Consider the following 14380-nt stretch of genomic DNA (forward strand, 5'->3'; position numbering starts at 1 on the left):
CACTTTGTTTTAATGGCGAAACCACGTGAGTCGGTTTCGCTTAACCCACAAACTTGCGTGCATTCCTGAACATGCGCATCCAAGGGCCGTCCTCTTGCCATCCATCAGGGCGCCAGGAGTGTTGTACAGCCCTGAATACACGTTCAGGATGCGGCATCATGATGCTGAAACGGCCGTCTTGCGTAGTGAAACCGGTCAAGCCCTGTGGCGAACCATTCGGGTTAAACGGGTAGACCTCGGTCGCTTGCGCAGCATGGTCAACATAGCGCACAGTTGCCAGTTGCTGTTGTAGCACACTTGTGACAGCGCTGGCATCAGTAAATTCCGTAAAACCTTCGCCATGTGCCACGGCAATCGGCATACGGCTACCGACCATGCCATCAAAAAAGATGGATGGCGAGGATAGAATCTCGACCAGCGCCACGCGTGCTTCAAATTGTTCGGACTTGTTGCGCACGAAATGCGGCCAGTGCTCTGCACCAGGAATAATGCTGTGCAGGTTGCTCATCATCTGGCAACCGTTACACACGCCCAGTGCAAAGGTATCGGCACGGTTAAAGAAGGCGCTGAATTCATCACGGGCGCGGCTGTTGAACAAGATGGACTTGGCCCAGCCTTCACCGGCGCCCAGCACGTCACCGTAAGAGAAGCCACCACAGGCGACCAGGCCAGCAAAGTCTTTAAGGGACACACGGCCGCTAATGACGTCGCTCATATGCACGTCAACACTGTTAAAGCCGGCGCGGTCAAACGCCGCGGCCATTTCGGTCTGGCCGTTGACGCCTTGCTCACGCAAGATGGCCATATTCGGGCGTTTACCGGTGTTGATATACGGCGCAGCGATATTGTCGTTGAGGTCAAACGTCAGCTTGGCATGCAAACCGGCGTCGTCAGCATTGAGGATGCGGTCGTACTCCTGCTGCGCACAGGTCGGGTTATCACGCAGGCTTTGCATACGGTAAGTGGTTTCAGACCACATACGGTGCAATTCAATACGCGAAGCTTTGTATTGTGTGTTGCCTTGGCTGATGGCAATGTCATGCCCCGCGTTGACCTGGCCAATACGGTGTACACAGGCGCCCAGCGCTTGTTGCAGTTGCGCTGCAATCGCGGCAGCATCCGCTGCACGCACTTGTACCACGGCGCCCAGCTCTTCGTTAAACAGGGTGCTGATTGTGTCACCACCGAGGCTGGACAAATCGATATTGAGGCCACAATGGCCAGCAAAGGCCATTTCTGCCAGGGTGACATACAGGCCGCCGTCAGAGCGGTCATGGTAGGCCAGTAACTTGCCGTCACTGTTCAATTGCTGGATAGCGGCAAAAAACGCTTTCAATTGCGCTGGTTGATCGACATCCGGCACGGTATTGCCCAGTTGCTTGTAGACTTGCGCCAGGGCCGAACCACCCATGCGGTTACGGCCGTTACCGAGGTCGATCAGGATCAGTTCGCTGTCGCCTAAGTCGGTACGCAGTTGTGGCGTCAGTGTTTTGCGTACGTCTGGCGTATTGGCAAATGCAGAAATCACCAGCGAGATGGGGGCGGTAACGGCTTTATTTTCGCCATTGTCTTGCCACACGGTTTTCATACTCATGGAGTCTTTACCGACCGGGATGCTGATGCCCAGTGCCGGGCACAATTCCATCCCTACCGTTTTCACGGTGGCGTACAGTGCGGCATCTTCACCAACATGGCCAGCAGGGGCCATCCAGTTGGCAGACAGTTTGAGGTTGCCGATCTCGCTAATCGAGGCGGCAGCAATGTTGGTAATGGCCTCACCAATCGCCATGCGGCCGGAGGCCGGGGCGTCAATCAGCGCCAGTGGCGCTTTTTCGCCGATGGCAAAGGCTTCGCCAATATTGGTTTCAAACCCGGCGCAAGTCACCGCCACGTTGCTGACCGGCACTTGCCATGGGCCGACCATCTGGTCGCGTACAATCAGGCCAGTCACACTGCGGTCACCGATGGTAATCAGGAAGGTTTTATCGGCCACCCCCGGCAAACGCAGTACGCGTGCCACGGCATCGTTCAAGTCTATATTGCTGGTATCAAAGGCAGGCAGTGACTTCTGCACGGACTTGACGTCGCGTAACATTTTTGGTGGTTTGCCCAACAACACGGACAATTCCATATCGACAGGCTTGTTGGCAAAGTGCGTGTCTTCAACGGTTAAGTGGCGTTCTTCCGTGGTCACACCCACCACCGCGAAAGGACAGCGCTCGCGTTCACAAATCGCTTCAAATAATGGCAGTTGGTCTTGTGTGACGGCAAGTACGTAGCGCTCCTGCGCTTCGTTGCTCCACAATTCGCGCGGGCTCATGCCAGGCTCTTCGTTGTGTACGTCACGCAGCTGGAACACTGCACCGACTTTGGCGTCGTTCACCAGCTCTGGGAAAGCGTTAGAAATACCACCAGCGCCGACGTCGTGAATGCTCAAAATCGGGTTTTTGTCGCCCATTTGCCAGCAACGGTCGATCACCTCTTGTGCACGGCGTTGCAACTCAGGGTTGCCACGTTGCACCGAGTCAAAGTCCAGATTTTCGGTGTTGGCACCGGTGTCCATGCTGGAGGCTGCGCCGCCACCCAGGCCAATCAGCATGGCCGGGCCACCGAGTTGAATCAGGGCTGAGCCAGGAGGGATGCTATTTTTAAAGCTATGACTGTCAGAAATATTACCGACACCACCGGCCAGCATGATGGGCTTGTGATAACCGCGCACTTCTGATTGTCCGTCTGTGGTGCTTGTTTCCAGCTCAAAGGTACGGAAATAACCGGCAATGTTGGGACGGCCAAATTCGTTGTTATAAGCGGCACCACCTAAGGGGCCGTCTATCATGATTTGCAGCGGGCTGGCGATACGGCCTGGTTTGCCGTAGTTGGTTTCCCAGGGTTGGTTGAAGTCAGGCAGATTCAGGTTAGACACCGAGAAACCCGCCAGGCCTGCCTTGGGTTTCGAGCCAATACCGGTGGCGCCTTCGTCACGGATCTCGCCGCCTGCACCTGTCGCAGCACCTGCAAACGGTGAAATCGCGGTCGGATGGTTATGCGTCTCTACCTTCATCAGGTAGTGCATATTGTCTTCTACAAACTGGTAGCTCTGGTCGGCAGAAGGGTAGAAACGCTTGGTTTTCTGGCCTTGCACAATCGACGAGTTATCCGAATAGGCTACAACGGTGTGGCCAGGGTGCAGTTTGTGCGTATTGCGGATCATGTTGAACAGCGACAATTCCTGCTGTACGCCATCAATCACCCAGTCGGCATTGAAAATCTTGTGGCGACAGTGTTCAGAGTTGGCTTGGGCAAACATCATCAGCTCGACATCGGTCGGATTACGCCCCATTTTTGTGTAATTTTCCAGCAGGTAGTCGACTTCGTCTGGCGACAAAGCCAGCCCCATGTCACTGTTGGCAGCTTCGAGCGCGGCTTTGCCACCGGCCAGGATGTCCACGCTGGATAACGGTTTAGGATCTGCGTGGTGATACAGTTTTTCGGCATCGGCCAGGCGGTAGATCACTGTTTCAGTCATGCGGTCCTGAATTGCTGTGCGCAAGGCCTGTTTTTCGGTCTCTGTGAGTGGCTGACCATTTTTTGTTGTCACATAGTAGGCAATGCCGCGCTCCAGGCGCAGCAAGCTGCTGAGGCCGCAGTTATGGGCAATATCAGTGGCACGTGAGGCCCATGGTGAAATGGTGCCTATGCGTGGTGTCACCAACAGCAATTCGCCAGTCGGTGATTCGATATCCGTATGCGGGCCGTAAGTCAGAATCTGGCGCAAGGTGTCTTGTTCAGTGGCACTCAATGCCGTTTCGCTAAAGGCGAAATGCACAAATTCGGTATAAATATGGGCGATATTCGGTGCGCTGATGTTGAGGGCGCTATACAGTTTATCGAGACGGAATTGCGAGAGGGCGGCGCTGCCGCGCAGACTAAAAAAATGCGCTTGACTGGACATGTGACGGTTGGATTTTTCAATGAAAATTCAAACCGTCATTTTAACAGAAAGCGCGTCGTCTCGCAGGGCTAATCGAATCCCAAATAAAATCGGCCACGCACAGGTGGCCGATTGAGAATGGTAGGCACTAGTAACCCAGCGCGCGGGCACTTTGGTAGAACGCAAAGCTCACAACCCACGCCAGTGCTAATGACCAGGTGAGTGATAGCCACATAAAGCCGCTGCTTTTACTTTCGGATTTAAGGGTAGCAATGGTGGATAGGCAGGGCGTATAAATCAGCGTGAACAGCATAAAGCTCATGCCTTGTACCCAGTCGATATTGGCTGCGATCTGCTGGCTGAGCGCATCGCCTTGCAAGCCGTAAATGACGGCTAGCGAACCGACGACGATTTCCTTGGCGACAAAGCCAAAGATCAAAGCAATTGCCAGATGGGTGTCAATGCCAATCGGGTCCAGCACTGGCGCAAAGAAACGGCCTATGCTGCCCGCCCAAGTCTCGGCACTGGCCGGCACGGCAGTGGTTGGCAGGTGTGTGAGCAGCCAAACCATGACCACGCCAATGACGATAAATTTGGTTGCACGTGACAGAAAGTGTTTCACCTCTTGCCAGCCACGCATCCAGATTTGTTGCGGGGTAGGAAAGCGATACGGCGGCAGTTCGAGTACAAACGGTTCGCGGCTGGCAAATTTGGCTTTGAACAGGACGGCGGTAATGAAAATCGTGGCGAAACTGACCATGTAGAGCGAGAACAGTACCAGTGCGGCTTGTGAGGGCGGGAAAAGGATGGCAATGATAAACAGGAATACCTGTAATCTGGCCGAGCACAGGGACAGTGGGATAGTCAGCATGGTCAGCAAGCGCATGGGGCGGCTACGCATGACGCGCGTGCCCATCAAGGCGGGCACGTTACAACCAAAGCCCATCAGCATCATGACAAAGCCACGGCCATCGAGGCCCATTTTTGCCATCAGGGTGTCCATGAGAAAAGCTGCGCGTGATAAATAACCGCTATCTTCGACCATGCTCATGACTAAAAAGAACAGAACAATAATCGGCACAAATGCGGCTACGGTGCTAAAGCCTGTATACAGGCCGTCCAGTAGCAAGCCATTTAACCAGGTGGGCAAACTGGCCAGCAGTGGTTCTAACGCCGTGCTGCGCAAGCTGTCAAACAGCCATGCCATGCCCTCTTGTAGTGGGGCGCCAACGGTAAAAATAAACTGAAACAGCAGGAACACTGAAAGCAGGAAGAGTGGCAAGCCCAGCCATGGGTGTAACAGTACCTTGTCCAGGCGGTCGGTCAGTGAGTGGTTGAGTTGCAGCGGAAAATGCACGGTGCGGTCAATAATCTGGTGCATTTCCTGCTCTATGACATTGTCCATTTCCAACTTGCCCGCGATGGTTTCTGGCGCGACCAGATTAGGTTGCTGCAGGATGGTTTGTGCCGCCAGTTGCAATGCCTCAGGGCAGCCCTGGCCATATTTGGCGCTAATGGTGCGTACTGGTATGCCCAGTTGCTTACTCATCGCCTGCGCATCAATCGTAATCCCTGCGCGTTTGGCTTCATCTTCCATATTCAGCAGCAATACTGCAGGTAAGCCGAGGGCGCGAATTTGCAAAGCGAGCGATAATTGGCGGTCAATCTGGGCGCTGTTTAAAATAATCAGCACCAGGTCGACCGGGTGGTGGCTGAGAAAATGACGCACGACGTGCTCATCATCTGAGAAACCATGCAAATCATACAGGCCGGGCAAATCTACCAGTTCAGCAATATGGCCGCCCAGCAGTATTTTGGCACTCATTAAATCCACAGTAATCCCTGGCCAGTTGCCGACCCGGGCGGACGCGCCGCTTAAGCGATTGAACAGGGTGGATTTGCCCGTGTTGGGCATTCCGAGCAGGGCAACACGTTTCATGCAGTGATGGATTCTGTCTGGTTGGAGAGAAGGTGCACATGGATGGCTTTGGCATCCTGCAGACGGATAATGACGTCTGTCGAGCCGATGCGTACATGCAATGGGCCATTGAACGCTGCCTGGCGGATGACTTCCAGCTGTTTGCCAGACCGGAAACCCAAAGCGCTCAGGCGTTGTGACAAGGCCTGTTCAGCATGGATGCGATCAATCATGGCTGACTGGCCGGGTTTGAGGGCGTCAAGATGCATGTGCATATTACAAATGAGAATAATTCTTGATTTTATCTCAGATTGACGGGCAAAGGAATGTTTCTGTGCGGGTCTGGCGGGTGATCGCCTCATGCAGAGGCGATGCGCGGCAAATAAAAAAGCCAGTCTAAACTGGCTTTTTTATTGATTTGTTACAAGCGGTTTTGATTACTTCTTCTCAATGCCGCTGACATCAATTTTTGCTTTGTCTTTCAGGCCCAGCATGTATTTTTCCAGTTTACGCTGCTGCAAAGTACGCTCAATACCTTCTTGCACTTTTTCATAAGGCGGTGCTTGCAGTGCGCGTGTATCCACCAGCTTGATCACATGCCAGCCGAATTGTGACTGTACTGGCTCAGGCGTTGTTTCGCCCTTTTTCAAACCAACCAGCGCTTCGGCAAATGGTCTTACCATGCCAGCCGGTGAAAACCAGCCCAGATCGCCACCTTTGTCTTTAGAGCCTGGGTCTTGTGATTTCTCTTTAGCAATTTTCGCAAAGTCAGTGCCTTTTTTCAGGTCGGCAATAATGGCTTTGGCTTCTGCTTCAGTTTTTACCAGAATATGGCGCGCATTATATTCTTTGTCGCCCAGCTCTTTTTTATACTGTTCGTAGCCTTCTTTTTTCTCGGCATCGGTCACTGGATTTTTCTTGATGAAATCAGCCAGGAATGCGTTGACCAGCAATTTACGGCGTGCCAGTTCTTCGCTTGCGATAAAGTCAGGCAGTTTGTCGATGCCAGCTTTTTGCGCTTCCTGGTAAGCCAGTTCTGAACCCACCAACTCGTTGACCACGGCGGCTTTCATGCCGTCATTGGCTTTCTGGCCGGTACGTGCTTCAGCATCACGTAAAATAAAGTCTACCCAGGTTTTTTTAATTGGTTTGCCATTGACTGTGGCAACCGCATCGGCATCGGCCGCGTATACATGTGGCAGTGCGCTTAAGCAAGCAATCGCCAACATTACTTTCAAAAATTTCATGCAATATCCTTATATAACGATTTGAGTTGGTGCGATATTAAAAAACAGAAATGTTTCAACTAAATGACTCATCAGTCGATAGGGCCTGAATACTGAGCGCGTGTATGCGATGAGGCATTAAATCTTGTAAGCATTGATAGACCATGCGATGCCGCATTATCTGTGATTTTCCTGAAAATAGCGAGCTTTTTACCGTGAGCGTGAAATGCCCGCCGCCCGTGTTCCCTGCATGTCCGCGATGCAGTTCACTGTCATCCTGTATCTCAAGAAGTGTGGGTGCCAGCGGCTGCAAACGTTGCTCGATTTCTGCTTTTAACATGTTATGGCAGCGTCTTTCTGAATGGTTTGACTTCTACCTTGCCATAGACGCCTGCATGCACGAAAGGGTCGTCATTGGCCCAGTTGGTGGCTGCCTGTAAAGAATCGAATTCTGCCACAATCAGGCTACCGCTAAACCCGGCTGCGCCAGGGTCTACGCTATCAATGGCGGGCAATGGCCCGGCGAGTAGCAAGCGTCCTTCATTCTGTAGCTGTTGCAAGCGTGCCAGATGTGGCGGGCGATGTTCCAGCCGCAGCGGCAAACTGTTCGCAGTGTCTTGGGCGTAAATCATGTAAAGCATGGTGGTTTTCTCTTAGTCAGGCAGACGGGGTGTTTTGTTCAATCCAATGTTCTTTTAACGCAAACACTTGCACAATAATAAAGATAAACATCAGGCTGGTGGCACCAAACAGTTTGAAATTGACCCAGTCATCTTCGCTGAAATGAAAAGCCACATAGAGGTTAAGTATGCCCATGCCTACCAAAAAAGCAATCCAGCACAGGTTGAGTCGGTCCCAGATGGTCAGCGGCGGTGCCATCATTTTGCCCAGCATATTTTCGATCAGGTTGCGTTTGAGCGCGTAGCGGCTGAAGAGCAATACCAGTGCACCGATCCAGTAAATTGCAGTGGGTTTCCACATAATATAGGTTTTGTCATGCAGCAATAAGGTGATGCCGCCGAGCACGGTAATCACCGCGCCGTTAATCACCAGCATCTTGTCTATCTTGCCGCGTTTGATCCAGAGTATCAGCATCAGGACCAGGGTGCTGATCATGGCGACAGCGGTTGCAGTAAAGATACCTGCTTTTTTATAGGCAATAAAAAAGAGAATAACGGGGAGTAAATCGGTAATGACTTGCATGACTGGCTTCAGGTGACTGAATTCCTGCTATCTGTGAGGGCACTATTTTGCTATGATTTCTGTCAAAATGTAAAGTTAGTCGCTTTGTTGTCATCCTTTTTATTCAAACGGCGCCCCATATCCATCATGTCTGTTCCCATTGATTTACATTGCCACTCCACCCTGTCAGACGGGCTGCTGTCGCCTGAAGACCTGGTTGCGCATGCGGCGAGCAGGGGGGTGCGGGTGCTCGCGCTGACCGATCACGATGAAGTGGGCGGGTTGGCACGGGCACGCGCTGCGGCCGAGCAACTGGGTGTCTCTTTTATTGATGGCGTTGAGATTTCCGTCACCTGGAAAAATCGTACCTTGCATATTGTCGGTCTGCGTGTCGATCCGCAACATCCAGAATTGTTAGCTGCCTTTGCTAAAGTGCGCGAGGGACGTGATGCCCGCGCCAGGCAAATTGCCGCAGGGTTGGCCAAGGCAGGTATCGCAGATGCTTATGAAGGCGCGCGCGAACTCTCGGGCAACAGCGTGATGACGCGCAGCCATTTTGCACAGTTTATGGTGAAACGTGGCCATGCCAAAAACATCAAATCAGTGTTTAAAAAATATATGGTCAAAGGCAAGCCAGGCTATGTCAACCATGAATGGATGAGCCTGGAAGAAGCCATGCAGCTGATTCGTGACAGCGGCGGGGTGGCGGTGCTGGCTCACCCGGGTCGTTATGACTTGGGGTTTGTGAATATGCATCTGCTATTAAATGAATTCAGAAATCTGGGCGGTGCAGCGATTGAAGTGGTCACTGGTAGCCACCAACCGCCGCAGTATGAGCAATTTGCCAAGCTGGCGCATCGTTTCGATTTAAAAGCTTCGCAAGGCTCTGATTACCACGGCCCGGGTATGTCTTATATGGATATGGGGCGTTTGCCCGCATTGCCCGCCGGTTGCGTGCCTGTGTGGCAGGACTGGCCCGAAGCCAGTCAACTGCAAGCAGTAGCGAGTTAGCGCATCCTCTAATCATGGCACAGTATTTTGTGATTCATGCGGAGAACCCGCAAACCCGATTAATCCAGCAAGCTGCGCAGTGGTTAAAGCAGGGTGGAGTGCTGGCCTGTCCTACTGACTCCAGTTATGCCCTGGTCTGCCTGATGGAGTTTAAAGAGGCACAAACCCGTATCCGCCGCTTGCGTGGCGTTGATGATGAGCATCCATTTACCCTGATTTGCCGTGACCTGGCTGAGATTGGCACTTATGCCAAAGTGAATAACAGCCAGTTCCGCTTGCTTAAGGCAATGACACCGGGCGCTTATACCTTTTTGCTAGAGGCCAGCCGCGAAGTGCCGCGCCGATTGCAGCATCCCAAGCGCAGCACCATTGGCTTGCGCGTGCCTAAGCATGTCGTCACGCAAGCCTTGCTGGAGTCGCTGGATTCGCCCTTGCTCAGCATGACCTTGCAGTTGCCTGGCGATGAAGCGCCTATGTCTGTTGGCTGGGAAATCCGCGAAGCGCTGGAACATCAGATTGACGCGGTGATCGACAGTGATATTGTGCATGTGGGCGCCACTACGGTGGTCGATTTGACGCAAGACCCGCCCGAGCTAGTGCGCGCGGGCGTTGCGCCTTGGCCTTGATAGGTGCTTGATTTGGCCGGACATTTATTCTTAGACGCTGTGACAGAGTGTTGACTTTAGCTGGAAGTGTTACATGGAACTCACTGTTGTACAGAAAATTGCCGCTTACGCCTTGCCCATCCTGTTTGCGATCACGGTACATGAGGCGGCGCACGGCTATGCCGCCAAGTTCTTTGGTGACCTGACCGCCGAGCGCATGGGCAGGATTACCCTCAACCCTTTCAAGCACATAGACCCGATTGGCACGATTTTACTGCCTGCGCTCAGCATTATCCTAGGGGGCGTGCTGTTCGGCTGGGCCAAACCGGTGCCTGTCAACTTTGGTCAATTGCGTCGCCCCAAGCAGGATATGTTGTGGGTGGCACTGGCGGGTCCGGCGTCTAACTTTGCCATGGCCATTGTGTGGGGATTGATACTGGCGCGGATTGCATTATTCCCGGAGTCCGCCCAGGCTTTTTTAGCACAGATGAGCCTGGCAGGCATCCAGATTAACCTGGTCTTGCTAGTGCTGAACTTGTTTCCGCTGCCACCCTTGGATGGCGGCCGCATTGCTGTCAGCCTGTTACCCATGCAAGCCGCGATCAAGTTTGCACAAATAGAGCGTTATGGCATGCTGATTCTTATTGCCTTATTATTCACCGGCATTCTGGGTGTTTTATTGTCGCCGGTGCTCAAGTTTTTTCAGCAGGTATTGACCATGCTGGTCATGTAGCTGCGCTGGTGAGGTATTGATGAAGCCGCTGAATCAGCGGCTTCATGCTATTTGCAGTTAGTGCTTGATAGCATCCAGCGTCAGTTTGCTTGGCACGTGATCGCGGTCTGCCTTCACGGTTGTTGGGGTAGTGACCGTAACCCGTTCGGCACCAACGCCCGCAGCCAGTAACGCTTTCTGGATGGCGTCGGCGCGTGCCTTGGCCAAGGTTTGCAAGTCAGCGTCGGTGACCTGGATGCTGGTGGTCAGTGCTTCCTGTGCTTGCGCGTAAAAACCTTCGGGCGCTTTTTCCAGTTTGGCTGCCAGTCGTTTGAGCAAGCCTTTATTGTTCAGGCGGTCATGCAATGTTTGTATGGCCGATTGCACTTTGGGATTATTTAAATCAATTGGTCCCGCTGCCTGCCCAGGCTCCAGGCGTACACCTGCTTCTGCTGCCACTTGTTTGCGCAAGCTGGCTTCCTGAATGGCGCGTGTATCTGCGGCTACATCGTAGCCAGGTACAATGCCCAGCGCTAATTGCTGGCGTTTGGCGAGCGCGTTGCTTACCGTGTGTAATTTCTCCAGTTCTGGTGGTGCAACCGTGGCATTGCCAGGGTCAAACACAATTGCCTCCAGCTTTTCACCGCCGCCAAACAGTTTGCCCAGCGCACTGAAAGGCGCGGTCACGATTTTGGTCAGCACATTGGTGAAGGCTTTCCAGACAATACCGCCTATGCTGAACTTGGGGTCGTCCAGGCTGCCACTGACCGGCAAGTCCAGGTCAATTACCCCGTCACTGTCTTCGAGGATAGCAATCGCCAGGTCCAGGGGCAGGTTGGGCGCGTCTTTGCTATCAACTCTTTCACCCAGGGTGAGTTTGTTGATGACAAACTTGTTTTCACCCGCCAGTACACGCTGTTTGATTTTATAGCCCAAGTCTACAGAGAGTTTGCCGGATTCAATTTTGCGCCCGGCAAACTTACCGGAATAGGGCGTGAGGCGATTCATCTCCAGGTTGGTGAATGCCAGTTTGATATCGGTAAACTCTGTGGTTTTAAACGGTTGCAACGAGCCACGGATGCGCGCTGCACCGTAATCATCTACCTTGCCGTCCAGTTCGACTTGCGCAGTCGATGACGGATCGCTGGAAATGCCGTTGATGACGCCGCCCAGGGTGTGGATGTGCGTGCCAAACGGTTGTGGCAGTGATAAGTCAGCAAATTCCAGTTCGGCGTTATTGATACGTACCGTATCAATTGCAACCGGGAAGTCGCTGCTAGTGCTGGCAGGCGTTGACGTTGCGGTGGTTTGACTCACGGGGGCTGGCGCCGCCTTCGTTGTGGTCGATGCGGTTGCCGCTGTCTGGTCTGGCGTAGCCGTGCGCATGACCTTGGTGATATTCAGGCTGCGGTCAGGATAAATGATAAATTTACTTTGCGGCTTGCTCAGTGTCAGCGTGCTTAATTGCAGCTTGTTGGGCGCCAGTGATAGCGCCAAGCCGTCTCCTTGCAGTTTCTCCCAGCGTAAAAACGGTTGCTGGCTCGCCTCCTCCAGGATGGACAGCTGGTTGACACTAAAGCCGCCGTCAAACTTGGTTGCCCCGCTGCTGGTTTGTTGCAGTTTACCCTGCAGGCTGGCAGAACCGTTTTCCAGTTGCAGTAAGGCAGCTTGCTGGATATAAGGGGCAAAGGGCTTCAGTGACAGGTCAGTAAGTGTGCATTGCAACTCGGTTTTAAAAGGGGTTGCAGCCAGTTTGCCTTGCAGGTTGAACTGACCGCCTTGTTTGACCTTGAATCCAGCTTTCACCGGCAGCAAGCTTGCCATATTCTGGCTCAGGTTGCTAGCTTCCACGCTGGCATCCACCACGTCCAGCACCACAGGTGTCGGTGTCGATTGATCTTCAATATGAATATCTGCTTGTTGCAAGGCCAGCCGCTTCACGGCGTAAGACCATGGCTTCGCGGGCGCCGCTGCCTGTGTGCTTGTCTTGGCAGTCGCCGTGTGGCTGCCTGGGGCAGGTGCCAGCATGGCTTGCCAGTTCAGGCGTTGATCCGCTTGCCTGATGACCGTTGTTTTAAGTCCTTGTAATTGAATCGCGGCAATATCAACTTTTTGCTGGTCCAGCGCCAGTTGCGCATTATTCAGCGCAAATCTGGCTAATTGTGCGGCGGGTTTTTTATCTGATTGGACGCTGAGTTGTGTTGCTTCCAGTTGCACATTTTTTAGCGCCAAGCCTGACGTATTATCTACCGCCAGCTGTAGATTGAGGTCGCCAACCGTGGCTTGCAAGGGCTTGGCAAATTGCTGGTCGGTATAAGCGAGCTGCCAGTGCGTCAGGGCGATGTCGTCTATCGCAAATTGGAAGGGGGCGCTGGCCTTTTCATCGACCTTTTCATCTGGCACCCCAGGTGCCTCAGCAGGCGGGGGCGTGGCTGCTGCAGGTTCGGCAAACGCATGTTGCCAATCAAGCCCGGCAGCCGTTTGTGTCGCCGATAATTGCCCTTTGTTTAATAAAATGTGTGCCACATTGGCCCGGCGTTCGGCCAAATTGAGGCTGACATTTTCGATCGCCAGTTCTGGCAATATAAATAATGTTTTTTGTGCTTGTTGTAACTGAGTTTGCTCAATATGCAGGTTCAGGTTGTCAAATGTGAGTTGTGCCTGCTTGTCCTGCTCGAAGACCAGCTTGGGCAAAGCCAGGCTGCTTTTGGCAATTGAAACGTCTGCCTGTGGTTTATGCAGTTTGAGTTGATCAAGTTGAATGTTGATGTCTTGTGTCGTGACCAATAACTGTTTTTGTTGATCTAGCGTCAGATGTTTGGCTTTGACTTCCAACTGCGAAAAAGCGAGTTGATCGCCTTGCGCCAATGTGCCTGCCAAATCGTTCACGCGCAGCTGTGCATCGCTGACCAACAGTTTCGGTTGTTGATTCGGCAAAGAAAAGTCATAGTTAAACTGGCTGGTAAACGTACCTGCCGTGACTTGCAGCGGCAACTTGGCCGTGTTTATCCATTGCATGACTTTGGCGATTTGCAAACCTTCGATCGCCAGTGAGCCTTGTGATGCCAGTGGATTGACGCCAAAATTGCCTTTCCACTTGATGGTCGCGCCCTGGTACGGCAGTTTGGCGGCAATCAGGTAGTCGCCACGGTCTTTAGGTAGCGTGGAAAAGCCTTCGAGTTCAAAATCCAGTGGCTTGAGTGAGGCTTGTAGCGGCGTGGCGTGTTGCGCATCCTGGTAATCGATATTGCCCTGGCTGATCGCGATATTTTCAATGATGACACGCGGCAAGTCTTTATTTGGCGGCGTTGGGTCCTCGTTGAGTTTTGCAATGAGGTCAGCCCAGTTGAGGCGGCCCTGTTTGGAGATATGCACATCGACGCGCGGCGCTGTCAGCGTAATTTGCTTGAGTTTCCAGGCCCAGTTGAACAGGCCGCTGGCTTCAAGATCGACCACCAGTTTGTCAAACGACGCCAGTGGCGCACCGTTTGTTTCGGTCAGCGCCAGCTTCTCGATGGTTGCGGTGAGGCGCAACGGGTCAAACGTGACTTTTTCTACACTGGCTTTACTGGCCAATTGGTGTTCGGCTACCCATGGTAACAGCCATTTTGCCAGCGGATTGATAGCCAGCCAGGCAAATGCAAAGTAGAAGACAGTAAGCCCGGTAAGCACCTTGAAAGTCAGTGATTGCACCAGGGGACGTAAGGAAGGGGGCAGGCGATTCAACATAAGTGTTAATTTAGCAGAAATTAAATCTTTTATATCGTTTGTTGACACCGGAAAGTGACAAATCTT

The 14380-nt window shown here is 52.8% G+C and carries 11 protein-coding genes; 3 read left to right on the forward strand and 8 right to left on the reverse strand.

Annotation, left to right across the window (positions count from 1 at the left end; translation table 11 throughout):
- Positions 1-40: 40 nt before the first annotated feature.
- The 7 genes from purL to MET42_RS0104855 form a co-directional block, all read right to left on the reverse strand.
- Positions 41-3952: a phosphoribosylformylglycinamidine synthase gene (purL, locus tag MET42_RS0104830; protein WP_019881681.1), complete on the reverse strand. Its 3912-nt coding sequence runs from the start codon at positions 3950-3952 to the stop codon at positions 41-43.
- Between the two features lie 127 nt (positions 3953-4079).
- Positions 4080-5870, reverse strand: a complete 1791-nt coding sequence (gene feoB / locus MET42_RS0104835) for a ferrous iron transport protein B (protein WP_019881682.1) — start codon at positions 5868-5870, stop codon at positions 4080-4082.
- Positions 5867-6124 carry a FeoA family protein gene (locus MET42_RS0104840; RefSeq protein WP_019881683.1) on the reverse strand — a complete coding sequence of 86 codons (258 nt, stop codon included), beginning with the start codon at positions 6122-6124 and terminating at the stop codon, positions 5867-5869. The genes feoB and MET42_RS0104840 overlap by 4 nt, the downstream gene beginning before the upstream one ends.
- A 162-nt stretch (positions 6125-6286) precedes the next feature.
- Complete coding sequence (locus tag MET42_RS0104845; RefSeq protein ID WP_019881684.1) at positions 6287-7096, reverse strand: peptidylprolyl isomerase; 810 nt, start codon at positions 7094-7096, stop codon at positions 6287-6289.
- A 55-nt stretch (positions 7097-7151) separates the two neighbouring features.
- Positions 7152-7415: a BolA family transcriptional regulator gene (locus MET42_RS14330; protein ID WP_033425676.1), complete on the reverse strand. Its 264-nt coding sequence runs from the start codon at positions 7413-7415 to the stop codon at positions 7152-7154.
- 1 nt (position 7416) lies between these two features.
- The gene (locus MET42_RS0104850; protein WP_019881685.1) at positions 7417-7716 is read right to left on the reverse strand and encodes a YciI family protein; all 300 of its coding nucleotides are present in this window, start codon (positions 7714-7716) and stop codon (positions 7417-7419) included.
- 16 nt (positions 7717-7732) lie between these two features.
- Positions 7733-8278: a septation protein A gene (locus MET42_RS0104855; protein ID WP_019881686.1), complete on the reverse strand. Its 546-nt coding sequence runs from the start codon at positions 8276-8278 to the stop codon at positions 7733-7735.
- 126 nt (positions 8279-8404) lie between these two features.
- Here MET42_RS0104855 and MET42_RS0104860 point away from each other — a divergent pair, with 126 nt between their 5' ends.
- The 3 genes from MET42_RS0104860 to MET42_RS0104870 all read left to right on the forward strand — a co-directional run bounded on the left by MET42_RS0104860 (position 8405) and on the right by MET42_RS0104870 (position 10606).
- A complete protein-coding gene (locus MET42_RS0104860; protein WP_019881687.1) occupies positions 8405-9268 on the forward strand; it encodes a 3',5'-nucleoside bisphosphate phosphatase in 864 nt (287 codons plus the stop codon).
- A 14-nt stretch (positions 9269-9282) separates the two neighbouring features.
- The gene (locus MET42_RS0104865) at positions 9283-9894 is read left to right on the forward strand and encodes an L-threonylcarbamoyladenylate synthase (protein WP_019881688.1); all 612 of its coding nucleotides are present in this window, start codon (positions 9283-9285) and stop codon (positions 9892-9894) included.
- A 73-nt stretch (positions 9895-9967) separates the two neighbouring features.
- Complete coding sequence (locus tag MET42_RS0104870; RefSeq protein WP_019881689.1) at positions 9968-10606, forward strand: site-2 protease family protein; 639 nt, start codon at positions 9968-9970, stop codon at positions 10604-10606.
- Positions 10607-10663: 57 nt separating this feature from the next.
- Here MET42_RS0104870 and MET42_RS0104875 read toward each other — a convergent pair whose 3' ends face one another.
- Positions 10664-14314: a DUF748 domain-containing protein gene (locus MET42_RS0104875; RefSeq protein WP_019881690.1), complete on the reverse strand. Its 3651-nt coding sequence runs from the start codon at positions 14312-14314 to the stop codon at positions 10664-10666.
- Positions 14315-14380: the final 66 nt, after the last annotated feature.

The sequence above is a fragment of the Methylophilus sp. 42 genome, from assembly GCF_000384155.1.
GTDB lineage: Bacteria > Pseudomonadota > Gammaproteobacteria > Burkholderiales > Methylophilaceae > Methylophilus.